Source organism: Curtobacterium sp. MCPF17_021 (assembly GCF_003234605.2).
GTDB classification, from domain to species: domain Bacteria; phylum Actinomycetota; class Actinomycetes; order Actinomycetales; family Microbacteriaceae; genus Curtobacterium; species Curtobacterium flaccumfaciens.
In genome coordinates this window covers 2067663-2084579 of record NZ_CP126252.1, presented here as the reverse complement: position 1 = coordinate 2084579, position 16917 = coordinate 2067663, and the positions used below count along the sequence as shown (strand labels likewise).

Genomic DNA, 16917 nt, shown 5'->3' with positions numbered 1-16917 from the left:
GCCCGACTCATGTCCGTTCGGAGCAATCTCTACATGACAACCACTACGACCAAGGCTCCTAAGCAGGTCGCCATCAACGACATCGGTTCGGCTGATGACTTCCTGGCCGAGGTCGAGAAGACCCTGAAGTTCTTCAACGACGGTGATCTCATCTCCGGCACCGTCGTGAAGATCGACCGCGACGAGGTCCTCCTCGACGTCGGTTACAAGACCGAGGGCGTCATCCCCTCGCGCGAGCTCTCGATCAAGCACGACGTCGACCCCAACGAGGTCGTCGAGGTCGGCGACGAGGTCGAGGCCCTGGTTCTCCAGAAGGAGGACAAGGAAGGCCGCCTCATCCTGTCGAAGAAGCGCGCGCAGTACGAGCGTGCGTGGGGCGACGTCGAGAAGATCAAGGAGTCCGACGGCGTCGTGACCGGGACGGTCATCGAGGTCGTCAAGGGCGGTCTCATCGTCGACATCGGCCTCCGTGGCTTCCTCCCCGCCTCGCTCATCGAGCTCCGTCGTGTCCGCGACCTCACGCCGTACCTCGGTCAGGAGATCGAGGCCAAGATCCTCGAGCTCGACAAGAACCGCAACAACGTGGTCCTGTCGCGCCGTGCGCTCCTCGAGCAGACGCAGTCCGAGTCCCGGACGACGTTCCTCAACAACCTCCACAAGGGCCAGGTCCGCAAGGGCATCGTGTCCTCGATCGTCAACTTCGGTGCGTTCGTGGACCTCGGCGGCGTCGACGGTCTCGTCCACGTCTCCGAGCTCAGCTGGAAGCACATCGAGCACGCCAGCGAGGTCGTCGAGGTCGGTCAGGAAGTCACCGTCGAGATCCTCGAGGTCGACCTGGACCGCGAGCGCGTGTCGCTCTCGCTCAAGGCGACGCAGGAGGACCCGTGGCAGGTCTTCGCCCGCACCCACGCGATCGGTCAGATCGCACCGGGCAAGGTCACGAAGCTCGTCCCGTTCGGTGCCTTCGTCCGCGTTGCCGACGGCATCGAGGGCCTCGTGCACATCTCGGAGCTCTCGAACAAGCACGTCGAGCTCGCCGAGCAGGTCGTCTCGGTCAACGACGAGGTCTTCGTCAAGATCATCGACATCGACCTCGACCGTCGCCGCATCTCGCTCAGCCTCAAGCAGGCGAACGAGGGCGTCGACCCGGAGAGCGACGAGTTCGACCCGGCGCTCTACGGCATGCCGACCGAGTACGACGACAAGGGTGACTACAAGTACCCCGAGGGCTTCGACCCGGAGACCAACGAGTGGCTCGAGGGCTACGACACGCAGCGCACCGAGTGGGAGGGCCAGTACGCGGCCGCCCAGGGGCGTTGGGAAGCCCACAAGGCGCAGGTCGCGAAGACCATCGCCGACGAGGCGCAGGGTGGCTTCGACCTCCCGGCCACGGCTTCCTCGTCGTCGTCGACCTCGTCGTTCGCCGGCGAGACGGGTGGCGCGAGCCCCCTGGCCGACGACGCGTCGCTCGCTGCACTCCGCGAGAAGCTCAGCTCGACCAACAACTGATCGAGCGGTTCGTCCCGACCGGAAGCCCGGCACCCCTGACAGGGTGCCGGGCTTCCGGCGTTTCCGGGCATCGGGGTCGTTACCCTGTTGCCGTGCACATCATCGGACTCACGGGCGGCATCGCCGCGGGCAAGTCGACCGTCTCCCGGCGCTGGGCCGAGCACGGGGCCGTCGTCGTCGACGCTGACCGACTGGCTCGGGACGCCGTGGCACCGGGCAGCCCGGGCCTGGCGCAGGTCGCCGAGCGGTTCGGTCCGTCGGTGATCGCCGTCGACGGTTCCCTCGACCGGCCGGCGCTCGGGTCGATCGTGTTCGCGGACCCCGCGGCGCGGAAGGACCTCGAAGCGATCACGCACCCCGAGGTCTGGCGGCTCGCGCAGCAGGCGTTCGACGCCGCCGAGGCAGCCGACCCCGACGCCGTGGTGGTCTACGACGTGCCGTTGCTCGCCGAGGCCCGCGGCTCGCGTCCGCTCCGGTTCGACGCCGTCGTGGTGGTCGACGCCCCCGCGGCGCAGCGCATCGAACGGCTCGTCGAGCACCGCGGCATGCCCCGTGACGAGGCCGAGCGCCGCGTCGCAGCCCAGGCGAGCGATGCCGACCGTCTCGCCCTCGCCGACCACGTCGTCGACGCCACCGGGACGCTCGAGCAGACGATCCGCTCCGCTGACGAGGTGTGGGCGCGGATCACTCCATGAACCACCGCCTGCTGCTGGTCCTCGCCGCGATCGTCCTCGTGGCGATCGGGGCCGCCTCGCTCGTCGCCGCGAACGTCCTCGGTGCCCAGCGTGTGGCGGACAACGGCCGGGTCGCGGTGCACGAGCGGCCGTCGGGTGACGAACACGGGCCCGAGGGAGAGTTCCACCGGTTCCGGCTCGGAACGGTGAACGGTGAGCGGCTCACGCCGAACCGGGACGACTTCGCCGCGCGCACCTCGGCCGACGGTCCGCTCCTGCTGTTCCTGCCCGCGACCCGATCCCGTCCCGCGGAGTACCAGCGGTTCCTCGGAGCCGCCCTGGCTGACGGGTACCACGTGCTCGGCCTCGACTACTGGAACCTGGGCCGCACCCTGTCCGGCACGTGTGAGGCCGACGCACGCTGCTACGGCATGGTGCAGCGGAACCGCTTCGACGGCACGCGGCCCTCGGCGTTCAGTGCGGTCAGTCCGGCCGGGTCGATCGTCTCGCGCTTCCGGGACGCCGTCGCGTACCTCGACGACCACGACCCCGACGGCGGTTGGGGGCGGTTCGTCCAGGGCGACGACCGCATCGTCTGGAACGACATCGTCGTGGCCGGGCACTCGCAGGGCGGCGGAGAGGCGGCGTACATCGCCCACATCCGCAGTGTCCACGGCGCGCTGATGTTCTCGTCACCCGTGGAGTCCCGCGGACCGGCGCACGCAGCGTGGATGGACCGCCCGGGCCGGACACCGGTGGACCGGATGTACGCCATCGACGACGTCCGTGACACGTTCGGCCCCCGCATCACCGGTTCGTGGGACGTCCTCGGGCTGAGCGGTGTGTCCGGGCCGTTCGAGACGGACACCGCACCGCCACTCGCCGGAGCGGACCCGCACGCGATCCTCACCGACCTCGGCGGCGAGGGCAAGGCGCACTCCCTGATCATCAAGGACTCGACGCCGCTCACCCGTGACGGCGTCCCCCGGATGCTCCCACTGTGGCAGTGGATGCTGCACCGGTTCTCCACAGATCCCGCTGTTCCCTCCGACCGCTCATAGCGTCGCGCAATAGCCTTCCTGCGTGCAGCCCGTTCGTGATGAACCCGACCTGCGCTCGCTCATCCGGGCCCGTGCGGCCGACGGGGGCGTGCGCCACTTCCTCGAGGACGCTCGCTCGGAGCGCGTCCTCACCTACCGCGCGCTCGACGACGCGGTGACCGCCTGGTCGCGGACCTTCGACGCGATCGGCATCGCCCCGTCGGGTGCCGTCCTGGTCGACGTGGGTGACCCGCTCGCGTTCGCGGTCGTGCACTTGAGCGCCGTCGCCTCCGGTCGCCGCGCGATCCCCGTCGACACCGGCCAGCCGGCCACCGAGCCCGGCCGTCTCGCCGACCTCATCGGCGGAGCGTCCATCGTCGTGTCGGACCGCGCGGTGGACGCGACCGTCCCCGGGGCACCGGCGAGCGGGATCGACCCGGCCACGTTCCTCCCGACCGCCGTCCGTGACGGCGACCTGCCCGCCCACAGCCCGCACGCGTCGGGCCAGGGGTCCGTCGTGCTGTTCACCTCCGGGTCGACCGGCACGCCGAAGGGCGTCGAGCTGCCCGAGACGCAGCTGCTGTTCGTCGCCCGGGCCGTCGCGCAGCACAACCGGCTGGTGCCGGACGACCGCGGGTTCAACTCCTTGCCGCTGTTCCACGTCAACGCCGAGGTGGTCGGACTGCTTGCGACGCTCGTCGCCGGCGCGACCCTCGTGCTCGACCGGCGCTTCCGTCGTACCGGGTTCTGGGACCTGCTCGCGGAACGACGGATCACCTGGCTGAACGCCGTCCCGGCCGTCCTGGCCGTATTGGCGAAGACCGGGCCGCTCGAGTTCCCGCCGGGCCTGCGGTTCGTGCGCAGCGCGTCGGCGCCGTTGCCCGACCCGGTGCGCGCCGCCCTCGGTGACGTGCCGCTCGTCGTGAGCTGGGGCATGACCGAAGGTGCCTCGCAGATCACGGCGACGCCGCTGGACGAACCGGCCCGGCCGGGTACCGTCGGGGTACCGGTCGGGTCCGAGGTGCAGGTCCGCGGCGAGGACGGCTCGGTGCTGCCCGCCGGCGAGATCGGTGCGCTGTGGGTGCGGGGCGAGGGGATCGTGCGGGGCTACCTGGGTGGTCGCGCGTCCGAGCGGTTCGACGCCGACGGCTGGCTCCACACCGGTGACGTCGGCTCCGTCAGCACCGACGGCTGGGTGTCACTGGCAGGACGCTCCGACGACGTCATCAACCGCGGTGGCGAGAAGGTCTACCCGTCCGAGGTCGAGGACGTCTTGCTCGGCGACCCACGCGTGCTCGAGGCGGTCGTCGTCGGCCGCCCCGACGACGTGCTCGGTGCCGTCCCGATCGCCTACGTGATCCCGCAGCCCGACGAACCCGTCGACCACGCAGCCCTCGTGGCTGACCTCGTGGCCCGGGCCGAGGCGCACCTGACCCGGTTCCGCCGACCGGTCGAGGTCATCGTCGTGCCCGACCTGCCGCGCGCGCCCACCGGCAAGGTGCAGCGCGCGAAGGTCCGGACCATGGCCCGACCATCGTGAACGGACCATCACGCGTGTCCCCGGCATCGACCGGTGAGGAGCCGGGGGTGCAGACGCCGACGCGCACTGCCGAGGGCAAGCCCCGGCACCTGTACGAGGTCGACGTGCTCCGCATCCTCACGTTCGCGTGCGTGATCGGGGTGCACACCACGAGCCACACCGCCGCCACCGACGACGTCGGGCTGAACGCGCTGCTCGCCCTGCTGCACTTCACCCGGCTGGTCTTCTTCTCGCTGACCGCGTTCGTGCTCGTGTACAGCTACACCTTGCGCCCGAGGCCGATGGCACAGTTCTGGCCGAAGCGGTTCCTGCTCGTGGGAGTGCCGTACCTGGCGTGGTCGTTCGTCTACGTCGCGGCGGCGTGGCTGCTGAGTCCCACCCGCCGTGGCGACGTCCCCGACCTGGTGCGCACCGCGGCCGAGGGCATCGTCACCGGCACCTCGTGGTACCACCTGTACTTCCTGCTCGTGACGATGCAGGTGTACCTGCTCCTGCCGGTGATCGTCTGGCTGGTGCGCCGGACCCGTGGGCACCACGTGACCGTGCTGGTCGTGGCGTTCCTGGTCCAGCTGGTGGTGTTCGCCGGGTACAAGTACTTCCCGGCGAGCGACGCGTGGATGCAGGGGTACCAGAAGCAGTTCTTCTTCTCGTACGTCTTCTTCATCGTCTCGGGGGCGATCGCCGCCGACCACGCGGACGCGTTCCTGCGGTTCATCCGGGTCCACCGCCGTTCGGTCCTGTGGGCGTTCGCCGGCGTCGGTGGGCTCACCCTCGGTGTGTGGGCGCTGCAGGTCGGCCTCGGGCAGTCCCTCTACGCCGCGGGGACGCCGCTGCAGCCGGTCCAGGTGGTCTGGAGCACCGCGGTGTTCGTCGGGTTCCTGGCGATCGGCGCGGCCTGGGCGGATCGACGGCGCCCCGGGAGCCGGACCGCCCGGTTCGTCGACTACGCCTCCGATCGCTCGTTCGGCATCTTCCTGAGCCACCCGTTCGTCATCTGGATCCTGCTCTACGGCGACAGCTGGCTCGAGGCCGTCGTGCCACGGCCGTGGCTCACCCTCGTCACCTACGTGCTCGTGCTGGTGCTGTCCGTCGCGGTGACCGAGCTGTTCCGGTGGACGCCCCTCAGCGTGCCGTTGACCGGGCGGCCGTCGTTGTCCTCTCGGGCGTCACGAGCGGCGCGGGCGCGTCGGTCCGCCGGCGCGGGGGTGCCGCAGCGGTCGCCGGAGCCGGTGGAGCCGGACGACGCCCTCGTCGGCGAGACCGACGACGTCGGGCGGCGCGCCGCGCGCTGAGCGTTCGCCCGCACGCTCGCACCAGCCGTGCGGGGCGGTGGACACGTGGCGCGGCGGCCGGGAGGCACGTGGCGGGCCCGACCCGCGCCTCCCGGCCGCCGCGTGCGGACCACCAGGGCTGTCGCACGTTCCGCGCACCGGCTGCCGGCCGTCAAGCCGAGCGCTGCTCGGCCATCGGGGTGCCGATCTCGAGCACGCCGTCGGTGGAGGTCAGCCGCTGGGGCTTCATGAACCACGCGACGACGGCCGCGGCTCCGAGCAGGACGCAGGAGAGCGCGAAGGGCACCTGCCAGCCGGAGGCGTCGATGAGCAGACCGAACACGATGGGCGAGACGACACCGGCGATGCCGAACCCAGTGTTCATGAAGCCCGAGGCCGTGCCGGACCACTGCGGCGCCACGTCCATCGGGATCGCCCAGAGGTTGGCGTTGCAGAGCTCGAGGAAGAAGAACGACAGGGCCAGCGAGATCGTCGCGACGAGCAGGCCCTGCCCGATCACGAGCGGGATGAGGCAGAGGAGCGAGCCGCCGAGCCCGATCACCAGGATGGTCCGGCGGGCGTTCCGGGTGTTCCCGCCGCGGTGGATGATGCGGTCGCTGAGCATCCCGCCGACCGTGTCCCCGACGACACCGGCCAGCAGGATGAGGGTGGTGAACAGGGCGAAGTCGCCGATCTCCAGGCCGTAGGTGGAGCTGAGGAACGTCGGGAGCCACGTGAGGAACACCCAGAGGGTCCAGCCGTACCCGAAGTCGACGAAGGTGACCGGCAGGATCTGCTTCGCCATCTGCCGCCACGGCACCGGGGGACGGGTCGCGCGGGTCTCGACCGGCGGGAGCTCGGCGAGCTCGACCTGCGTGATGCCCTTCGCGGACTCGGGCTTGTCCCGGAACCAGACGAACCAGACGACGGCCCACGCCAGGGACAGCACCGCAGTGGCGAAGAACGCCCAGCGCCAGCTGCCCGTCGCCCCGATCACCCACGCGACGATGAGCGGGGCCAGCGCGTTGCCGAGCCGTGCCGCGGAGTGCACCACGCCCTGGGCGAAGCCGTTCCGGTCGCGGGGGATCCACCGGCTCATCGCCTGCGTGGCGGTCGGGAACGCGGCGGCCTCGCTCAGCCCGAGCAGGGCCCGTGCGGCGAAGAGGGTCCAGAAGCCGACCGCGAACCCGGTCCAGAGCGTCGCGACGCCCCAGATCACCGTGATGACGAAGAGCGCCCGGCGCGGGCCGAACTTCTCGCTGATCGTGCCGCCGAACACCTGCAGCAGTGCGTACGGCAACGAGAACGCGGAGACGATGAGACCGGCGGTCGCCTCGTTGAACCCGAACTCCTCGGTGATGTGCGGCAGCGCCGTCGAGATGTTCGTCCGGTCGATGTACGAGATCGCGTACATGCAGCAGAGCAGGACGAGCACGCGTCCGCGGATGCGTCCGCGGAACGGGGTGCCCTTGATCGGTGCGGCCGGGGTCGCCGTGGTCATGAGGCCTCTTCGGGGGAGTGGGAAGGAGTCGGGTGACTGAACGGATCGGACGGTATGCCCGTTGACCATCAGTCGACTTGGAGCCTGCTTGCAGCGGACAGTACGCCGAGGGCGAGCAGCGGTCCTCGGTGTCAGGGGTGCCGACTACCGTTGTCCCCATGGGTGTTGCGATCGAACCGACCCGAGCGGTGCGTCCGTTCGAGGTCATCAGCGAGTACTCGCCGAGTGGCGACCAGCCCGCGGCCATCGCGGAACTCGCCGGGCGGATCAACGCCGGTGAGACCGACGTCGTGCTGCTGGGTGCGACCGGTACCGGCAAGTCGGCGACGACCGCGTGGCTCATCGAGCAGGTGCAGCGACCGACACTCGTGCTCGCGCACAACAAGACGCTCGCGGCCCAGCTCGCCAACGAGTTCCGCAGCCTGATGCCGAACAACGCGGTCGAGTACTTCGTCTCGTACTACGACTACTACCAGCCCGAGGCGTACGTCCCGCAGACGGACACCTTCATCGAGAAGGACTCCTCCGTCAACGCCGAGGTCGAACGACTCCGGCACTCCACGACGAACTCGCTGCTCAGCCGTCGCGACACCGTGGTGGTGTCCACCGTCTCCTGCATCTACGGTCTCGGCACCCCCGAGCAGTACATGAACGCATCGGTCGCGCTCCACGTGGGCCAGACGATCTCCCGCGACCAGCTCGTGCGCAAGTTCGTCGCCATGCAGTACCAGCGCAACGACGTCGACTTCGCCCGGGGCACGTTCCGCGTGCGCGGCGACACCATCGAGATCATCCCGATGTACGAAGAGCACGCGATCCGCATCGAGATGTTCGGTGACGAGATCGAGGCGCTCTCCTCGCTGCACCCGCTCACCGGCAACGTCATCGACGACCTGCCCGCGGTGTCGATCTTCCCGGCCTCGCACTACGTCGCGGACACCGACGTGATGCACCGCGCGATCGCCTCCATCAAGGAAGAACTCGCGGAACGGCTCGCCGAGCTCGAGGGCCAGGGCAAGCTGCTCGAGGCCCAGCGCCTCCGGATGCGCACCACGTTCGACATCGAGATGATGGAGCAGATCGGGTTCTGCTCGGGCATCGAGAACTACTCGCGGCACATGGACGGCCGTGGTCCGGGCGAAGCGCCGCACTGCCTCATCGACTACTTCCCCGACGACTTCCTCCTGGTCATCGACGAGTCGCACGTCACCGTGCCGCAGATCGGCGCGATGTACGAAGGCGACGCCTCCCGCAAGCGGACGCTCGTCGAGCACGGCTTCCGTCTGCCGAGCGCGATGGACAACCGCCCGCTCAAGTGGGAGGAGTTCCTCGACCGCGTCGGCCAGAAGGTCTTCCTGTCGGCGACGCCCGGCAAGTACGAGCTCGGCATCACGGACAGCGTGGTCGAGCAGATCATCCGCCCGACGGGTCTGATCGATCCCGAGATCGTGGTCAAGCCGAGCGACGGCCAGATCGACGACCTGCTCGAGGAGATCAAGCAGCGCGCCGAGAAGAACGAGCGCGTCCTGGTCACGACGCTCACGAAGCGCATGGCGGAAGAGCTCACCGACTTCCTCGGCAACGCCGGTGTCCGGGTCCGGTACCTGCACTCCGACGTGGACACGCTCAAGCGCGTGGAGCTGCTCACCGAGCTGCGTCAGGGCGTGTACGACGTGCTCATCGGCATCAACCTGCTCCGCGAGGGCCTCGACCTGCCCGAGGTCTCGCTCGTCGCGATCCTCGACGCCGACAAGGAAGGCTTCCTGCGGTCGTCGACGTCGCTCATCCAGACGATCGGTCGTGCCGCCCGCAACGTGTCGGGTCAGGTGCTCATGTACGCAGACAAGATGACCGACTCGATGAAGCAGGCCATCGAGGAGACCGACCGGCGCCGTGAGAAGCAGGTCGCCTACAACCTGGAGCGCGGCATCGACCCCCAGCCGCTGCGCAAGAAGATCGCGGACATCACCGAGGTCCTGCAGCGCGAGAACGACGACACGAAGGCACTCCTGCAGGGTCGCCCCGGCACCGACGGCCGTCGGTCGCCCACGCCGAACCTCAAGCGCGGCGGCATCGCGGGCGAGGGTGCGACGCAGCTCGGTGCCACCATCGCCGACCTGAACGACCAGATGCTGCAGGCTGCGGCGGAGCTGAAGTTCGAGCTCGCGGCGCGACTGCGCGACGAGGTGCAGGACCTGAAGAAGGCCCTGCGCCAGATGGAGTCGGCCGGACATGTCAGCTGACGGCGCCCGCACGGTCGTCGTCACCGGTGCGAGCGCCGGGCTCGGGTACCACGCCGCCGAGCAGCTCGCCGCGGCGGGGCACCGTGTGGTGCTGGCGACGCGCGACCGCGGCCGGGCGGACGCCGCCGAGCGCAGCATCCGTCGGCACGTCGACGGGGCCTCGCTCGCCCACGTCCACCTCGACCTCGCCGACCTCGACTCGGTCAGTGCCGCTGCCGACGAACTCGCCGCGCTGGAACCCGACGGCGTCGACGCGGTCGTGAACAACGCCGGGGTCGTCGGGGCGTCGACGCGGGGGAGCACGGCGCAGGGCACCGAACTGCAGATCGGTACGAACCACCTCGGGCACTTCGCGTGGACCGCCCGGGTCCTGCCCCTGCTCGAACGACGAGCCGGCCGGGTCGTGCACCTCGGGTCGATCGCCCACCGATTCGCCCAGCTCGACGCGACCGATCCGCTCGGCGTCGGTCGGTACTCGAGCCACCGCCAGTACGCCAGGAGCAAGCTCGCCGTGATGCTGTTCGGCTTCGAGCTCGCCGAGCGACTGGCCGACTCGGGCTCATCCGTGTCGAGCGTCGTCGCGCACCCCGGCCTGTCGCTCGACCGCCTGTCGCCGGGCCGTCCCGACGTCAGCCCGACCAGAGCCGAACCCGAGTGGATCCGCCCGGCGCAGCGCATCGTCGCCCAGGGCAAGGACGTCGGCGCCCAGCCGCTCGTGCACGCGGCCGTCGGTCCTGACGTGCACTCGGGGGAGTACTGGGGCCCGGCAGGCTGGATGCAGCTCCGGGGCCCGGCCACGGTGGTACCGGCCGAGCCACGGGCGCACGACCGCACCGTCGCGGCGCGGCTCTGGGCCGCGAGCGAGGGTGCCTCCGGTGTCGCGTTCGCTCTCGACGCACTCGTCTGACCCTCCATCCCGGCCGAATGTCGGTGCCGCTTCGTAGAATCGACGACGATGACCATCACCTCTGACCCCGGTACCTCGACGTCGGGCCGGAACGCCTTCGGCGAGCCCGCTGACCTCCACCTCCCCGGCGGGACCGCTCCGCACAGCACCTCCACGCTCAGCGTGCGGGGCGCGCGCGTGCACAACCTCCGTGACGTCGACCTCGAGATCCCGCGCGACTCGCTCGTCGTGTTCACCGGCCTGTCCGGCTCGGGCAAGTCCTCGCTGGCGTTCGACACGATCTTCGCCGAGGGGCAGCGCCGGTACGTCGAGTCGCTGTCCGCCTACGCGCGCCAGTTCCTCGGCCAGGTCGACCGCCCCGACGTCGACTTCATCGAGGGGCTCTCGCCGGCGGTGTCGATCGACCAGAAGTCGACCAACCGCAACCCGCGGTCGACCGTCGGCACGATCACCGAGGTCTACGACTACATGCGTCTGCTCTGGGCGCGCATCGGGGTCCCGCACTGCCCGACGTGTGGCGAGGTGATCAGCAAGCAGACCGTGCAGCAGATCGCCGACCAGCTCATGCAGTTCGAGACCGGCACCCGCTTCCAGGTCCTCGCACCCGTCATCTCGAAGAAGAAGGGCGAGTTCGTCGACCTCTTCCAGGAGCTCGCGGCGTCCGGCTATGCCCGCGCGATCGTGGACGGGGAGCGCATCCAGCTCAGCGACCCGCCCAAGCTCAAGAAGCAGGTCAAGCACGACATCTCGGTCATCGTCGACCGCCTGGTGGCGAGCGACGACATCCTCGGTCGTCTCACCGACTCGCTCGAGACCGCCCTGCGCCTGACCGACGGCACCGTCGGCATCGACCTGGTGGACCACGAGGGGCCCGGAGCGGTCCGGAACTACTCCGAGAACCTCTCGTGCCCGAACAACCACCCGCTCGCGCTCACCGAGATCGAGCCGCGCACGTTCTCGTTCAACGCGCCGTTCGGTGCCTGCCCCGAGTGCTCCGGGCTCGGCACGCGCATGTCGGTCGACCCGGACCTGGTGCTCGGCGACCCCGAGGCCTCGTTGCGTGACGGCGTCCTGCTGCCCTGGACCGGGACGAGCGGGCTGTACTCCTACTTCGACAAGCTGCTCGGCGGCCTCGGCAAGGAGCTCGGCTTCTCGCTCGACACCCCGTGGAACCAGCTCGACCCCGCGGTGCAGGCATCGATCCTGACCGGCAAGGACTTCCAGGTGTCGGTCTCCTGGCGCAACCGCTTCGGCCGCGAGATGCGGTACACGAGCGGGTTCGAAGGCGTCATGCCCTACATCGAGCGCAAGTTCGCCGAGGCCGAGTCGGACTCGCAGCGGCAGCGCTTCCAGGGGTACCTGCGCGAGGTCCCGTGCCCGGTGTGCGAGGGAACCCGCCTCAAGCCCGAGGTGCTCGCGGTGACGGTCAACGACCGCAGCATCGCGGACGTCACCGACATGTCGCTCGACAACGCGTACTCGTTCATGGACGAGCTGACGCTGACCGACCGCGAAGCGCACATCGCCGCAGCGGTCCTCCGTGAGATCCGCGCACGCCTCGAGTTCCTGCTCGAGGTCGGCCTGAACTACCTCACGCTGGCACGTGGTGCCGGCGGTCTCTCCGGAGGCGAGGCGCAGCGCATCCGCCTGGCGACGCAGATCGGCTCCGGGCTGACCGGCGTGCTCTACGTGCTCGACGAGCCGAGCATCGGCCTGCACCAGCGCGACAACCGTCGACTCATCGACACCCTGGTCAAGCTCAAGGACCTCGGCAACACGCTCATCGTCGTCGAGCACGACGAGGACACGATCCGCACGGCCGACTGGGTCGTCGACATCGGCCCCGGTGCCGGTGTGAACGGCGGCAACGTCGTGCACTCCGGTTCGTACGAGGGCATCATCGAGAACCGCGAGTCGATCACCGGTGACTACCTCGCCGGCCGACGCGCGATCGAGGTGCCGGCCGAGCGTCGCAAGGTCAACCTCAAGCGCGCCATCACCGTGCAGGGCGCCCGGGCGAACAACCTCAAGTCGATCGACGCGGACTTCCCCCTCGGTGTGTTCACCGCGGTGACGGGCGTCAGCGGGTCCGGCAAGTCGACGCTGGTGAACGACATCCTGTACAAGGTGCTCGCCAACCAGCTCAACGGCGCACGGCACATCGCGGGCAAGCACACCCGGGTGAAGGGCCTCGACCAGCTCGACAAGGTCGTGCACGTCGACCAGGCACCGATCGGTCGCACCCCGCGCTCGAACCCCGCGACCTACACGGGCGTGTTCGACCGCATCCGCCAGCTGTTCGCCGAGACGCAAGAGGCGAAGACCCGCGGCTACCAGCCGGGCCGCTTCAGCTTCAACGTCAAGGGTGGCCGCTGCGAGAACTGCGCGGGCGACGGCACGATCAAGATCGAGATGAACTTCCTGCCCGACGTCTACGTCGCGTGCGAGGTCTGCGGCGGTGCGCGTTACAACCGCGAGACGCTCCAGGTGCACTACAAGGGCAAGAACATCTCCGAGGTCCTCGACATGCCGATCAGCGAGGCGGCCGAGTTCTTCGAGCCGATCTCGGCGATCCACCGCTACATGGCGACCCTGGTCGACGTGGGCCTCGGCTACGTGCGTCTCGGCCAGAGCGCGACCACGCTCTCCGGCGGCGAGGCGCAGCGCGTCAAGCTCGCCACCGAGCTGCAGCGTCGCTCGAACGGCCGCACGGTCTACGTGCTCGACGAGCCGACGACCGGTCTGCACTTCGAGGACGTCCGCAAGCTGCTCCTCGTGCTGCAGAGCCTGGTCGACAAGGGCAACACCGTCATCACGATCGAGCACAACCTCGACGTCATCAAGTCCGCCGACTGGCTGATCGACATGGGGCCCGAGGGCGGTTCCGGTGGTGGCACGGTTCTGGCGACGGGCACCCCGGAGCACGTGGCGACCGTGCCGGAGAGCCACACCGGTGTCTTCCTGCGCGAGATCTTCGACGCCCAGGACGCCCGGGTCGGCAAGCAGCAGGCGGTCGGCGCACGCCAGGCCACCCAGAAGCAGCAGGGCGGCAAGCAGCAGGGCGCGACCAAGCAGGCGAGCAAGCAGAAGGCGGGTGCTCGGTAGGTGGCGGACACCGTCCCGTGGCGTCCGAAGGCGGGGGAGATCCCGACCGACCCGGGCGTCTACCGTTGGCGCGACGAAGCCGGTCGGGTGCTCTACGTCGGCAAGGCGAAGAACCTCCGCGCCCGGCTGAGCAACTACTTCGCGCCGCTGCCGACGCTGCACGAGCGCACGCGGCGCATGGTCCTGACGGCACGCAGCGTCGAGTGGACGACGGTCGGCTCCGAGATCGAGGCGCTCCAGCTGGAGTACACCTGGATCAAGGAGTTCGACCCGCCGTTCAACGTCAAGTTCCGCGACGACAAGTCGTACCCGTACATGGCGGTCACCCTGGGTGACGAAGCGCCGCGGGTGATGGTGACGCGCAACCGCAAGATCAAGGGCGCGAAGTACTTCGGTCCGTACCCGAAGATCTGGGCGGTGCACGACACCATCGACCTGATGATCAAGGTGTTCCCGATCCGCACCTGTTCGGACTCGTCGTACAAGAAGGCGATGCAGACGGGCCGTCCGTGCTTCCCGGGGCAGATCGGCAAGTGCGGTGGCCCGTGCTCGCAGAAGGTCACGATCGAGGAGCACCGCGCGCTCGTCGAGGAGTTCGTGCGCTTCATGAACTCCTACGACCGCCGGGTCATCACCGAGCTCCGGCAGCGCATGGGGGCCTCGGCCGACGCGATGCAGTACGAGCAGGCCGCGAAGTACCGCGACCAGGTCGAGGCGCTCGAGGCCGTGCTCGAGAAGTCCGCCGTGGTGCTCCGCGACTCGGTCGACCTCGACCTGTTCGGCATCGCGGAGGACGAGCTCGCCGCGGCAGTGCAGCTGTTCTCCGTCCGTGGTGGCCGCATCCGCGGTGTCCGCGGCTGGGTGGTCGACAAGGAGCTCGACATCGCCACGGGCGACCTCGTCGAGCAGATCGTGCAGGGCGTCTACGTCACCGACGAGCCCCCGCGCGAGGTCGTCGTCCCCGAACTGCCGGAGGACGCCGACGCGCTCCAGGAGTGGCTCAGCAAGCGCCGGAACGGGCGCGGCACGAAGCTCAGCACGGCACAGCGCGGCGATCGCGCCGGGCTCGCCCGGACGGCCGCGCAGAACGCCGGGCAGGCGCTCATGCTCTACAAGACCAAGCGTTCGGCCGACTACACCACCCGGGCCGCGGCACTGGCCGACATCCAGGACGCCCTCGGCATGACCGAGGCGCCGCTCCGCATGGAGTGCTACGACATCTCGCACCTGCAGGGCACGAACGTCGTCGCGTCGATGGTGGTGTTCGAGGACGGCCTGCCGCGCAAGGACCAGTACCGCCGGTACTCGATCGCCGAGACCACCGACGACACCGACAGCATGTACCAGGTGCTCTCGCGGCGCCTGGCGCGGCTGGACGAGGACGCCGAGCTGCCGGACGTCCCGGACGTCACGACCGACGAGGTCGTCGAGGGGTCGAAGCCGACGAAGCGGTTCGCGTACCGCCCGCAGCTGCTCATCGTCGACGGCGGCCAGCCCCAGGTGCAGGCCGCGAAGCGCGCAATGGACGAAGCCGGCGTGCACGACATCGCCCTGGTCGGCATCGCCAAGCGGCTCGAGGAGCTCTGGCTCCCCGACGACGACTTCCCGGTCATCCTGCCCCGCAACTCCGAGGCGCTTTTCCTCATCCAGCGCATCCGCGACGAGGCGCACCGGTTCGCGATCACCCACCAGCGCAGCAAGCGGAAGCGCGACGTCCGGTCGCGGCTGTCCGAGATCCCCGGTCTCGGCCCGAGTCGCGTCAACGCCCTGCTGAAGCACTTCGGCTCGGTCGCCCGGCTGCGTGAAGCCACGGCCGAGGACATCGGCGAGGTGAACGGGATCGGCCCGGCGACCGCTGCCGCGGTGGTCTCGAAGCTGGCCCAGACGCCGACGAGCGCGCCGGCGACGAGCGCGTCCAGCGCCCCCGAACCGGACGCCGACGCGATCGCGGACACCGTGACCGAGAACGCAGCCACCCAGCAGACCGCCACCCAGCAGACCGCCACCCGGCAGACCGCCACCCACCCCGGAGGCCCGGTGCGGGTCCCCGAGGTGACCGACGACGGTCCGCAGCGACCGTCGTGACGAACCCCGCGCCTCCCGGCCGCCACCGGGCGGTAGCCTGGTCCGGCAGCCGAGACCTCCCCGGGCGACGCGCCCGGGCCGCCACGACGGAGCCCACTCCCAGATGACCGACAGCGCCACCGCGACCACCCACGCGTCGCAGCACGACATCCTCATCGTCACCGGCATGTCCGGGGCCGGGCGGTCCACCGTCGGCAAGGCCCTCGAAGACCTGGGCTGGTACGTCGTCGACAACCTGCCCACGCAGATGCTGGCTCCGCTGACCGAACTGGCCGACCGCGCGGGGGAGAAGATCCCGAAGATCGCCACGGTGGTCGACGTCCGCGGCGGGCGGTTCTTCACCGACCCCGAGCACGCGGTCGAGCAGGTCCGCTCGAGCACCTCCGCGCGGGTCCGGGTGCTGTTCCTCGAAGCCACCGACGCCGTGCTGGTCCGGCGCTTCGAGCAGGTCCGCCGACCCCACCCGCTCCAGGGCGAGGACACCCTGCTCGACGGCATCGCCCGCGAACGAGCGCGTCTCGCCGGCCTGCGCGAGGCGTCCGACGTGGTGATCGACACCTCCGACCTCAACATCCACCAGCTCGCGAACACCGTGATCGAGCACTTCGCTGACGAGCACTTCGTGGGTGTACAGGTCACGCTGATGAGCTTCGGGTTCAAGTACGGTCTGCCCGCCGACGCCGACATGGTGGCCGACGTGCGGTTCCTCCCGAACCCCTACTGGGTCCCGGAACTGCGGCCCCACACCGGGTTGGACCAGCCGGTCTCGGACTACGTGCTGGCCCAGGCTGGAGCCCGTCCGTTCGTCGATCGCTACGCCTCCGTCCTCGAGCCGGTGTTCGAGGGGTACCAGCGCGAGAACAAAAGACACGCTACGATCGCCATCGGCTGTACCGGCGGGAAGCACCGCTCGGTCGCCATCGTCGCCGAGTTGGCGAACCTCCTCCGCGGGATGCCTGGCGTCGCCGTGCGTGTGAAGAACCGAGATCTCGGCCGGGAGTGACCGTCCCTCCGGCCGCTCCCACGCCCGTGCCGCCGGATC

11 protein-coding genes are annotated in these 16917 nt (G+C 69.7%); 10 read left to right on the top strand and 1 reads right to left on the bottom strand.

Features of this window, described 5'->3' with window-relative positions; genetic code table 11:
* Positions 1-33 precede the first annotated feature (33 nt).
* The 5 genes from rpsA to DEJ29_RS09835 all read left to right on the top strand — a co-directional run bounded on the left by rpsA (position 34) and on the right by DEJ29_RS09835 (position 6055).
* Positions 34-1509, top strand: a complete 1476-nt coding sequence (gene rpsA / locus DEJ29_RS09855; RefSeq protein ID WP_071403741.1) for a 30S ribosomal protein S1 — start codon at positions 34-36, stop codon at positions 1507-1509.
* Between the two features lie 92 nt (positions 1510-1601).
* On the top strand, positions 1602-2204 hold the full coding sequence (gene coaE / locus DEJ29_RS09850) for a dephospho-CoA kinase (RefSeq protein ID WP_111094269.1): 603 nt from the start codon (positions 1602-1604) through the stop codon (positions 2202-2204).
* Entirely contained in the window at positions 2201-3244 is a 1044-nt protein-coding gene (locus DEJ29_RS09845; RefSeq protein ID WP_111094270.1) for a BPSS1187 family protein, read from the top strand. The genes coaE and DEJ29_RS09845 overlap by 4 nt, the downstream gene beginning before the upstream one ends.
* A gap of 22 nt (positions 3245-3266) precedes the next feature.
* Positions 3267-4763 carry an AMP-binding protein gene (locus tag DEJ29_RS09840; RefSeq protein WP_111094271.1) on the top strand — a complete coding sequence of 499 codons (1497 nt, stop codon included), beginning with the start codon at positions 3267-3269 and terminating at the stop codon, positions 4761-4763.
* Positions 4764-4810: 47 nt separating this feature from the next.
* Positions 4811-6055 carry an acyltransferase gene (locus tag DEJ29_RS09835; RefSeq protein ID WP_181422680.1) on the top strand — a complete coding sequence of 415 codons (1245 nt, stop codon included), beginning with the start codon at positions 4811-4813 and terminating at the stop codon, positions 6053-6055.
* A 151-nt stretch (positions 6056-6206) separates the two neighbouring features.
* On the opposite strand, the gene DEJ29_RS09830 is transcribed toward DEJ29_RS09835, so the two are convergent.
* A complete protein-coding gene (locus DEJ29_RS09830; RefSeq protein WP_111094272.1) occupies positions 6207-7535 on the bottom strand; it encodes an MFS transporter in 1329 nt (442 codons plus the stop codon).
* A 170-nt stretch (positions 7536-7705) separates the two neighbouring features.
* Between DEJ29_RS09830 and uvrB the strand changes: the two genes are divergently transcribed.
* From uvrB to rapZ, 5 genes are all read left to right on the top strand, one after another.
* The gene (gene uvrB, locus DEJ29_RS09825; RefSeq protein WP_111094293.1) at positions 7706-9778 is read left to right on the top strand and encodes an excinuclease ABC subunit UvrB; all 2073 of its coding nucleotides are present in this window, start codon (positions 7706-7708) and stop codon (positions 9776-9778) included.
* Entirely contained in the window at positions 9768-10685 is a 918-nt protein-coding gene (locus DEJ29_RS09820) for an SDR family NAD(P)-dependent oxidoreductase (protein WP_111094273.1), read from the top strand. The genes uvrB and DEJ29_RS09820 overlap by 11 nt, the downstream gene beginning before the upstream one ends.
* 48 nt (positions 10686-10733) lie before the next feature.
* A complete protein-coding gene (gene uvrA, locus DEJ29_RS09815; RefSeq protein ID WP_258373885.1) occupies positions 10734-13790 on the top strand; it encodes an excinuclease ABC subunit UvrA in 3057 nt (1018 codons plus the stop codon).
* The gene (gene uvrC / locus DEJ29_RS09810) at positions 13791-15875 is read left to right on the top strand and encodes an excinuclease ABC subunit UvrC (RefSeq protein WP_111094274.1); all 2085 of its coding nucleotides are present in this window, start codon (positions 13791-13793) and stop codon (positions 15873-15875) included. It abuts the gene before it with no gap.
* Between the two features lie 103 nt (positions 15876-15978).
* Entirely contained in the window at positions 15979-16878 is a 900-nt protein-coding gene (rapZ, locus tag DEJ29_RS09805) for an RNase adapter RapZ (RefSeq protein WP_027465691.1), read from the top strand.
* The last annotated feature ends 39 nt before the right edge of the window (positions 16879-16917 follow it).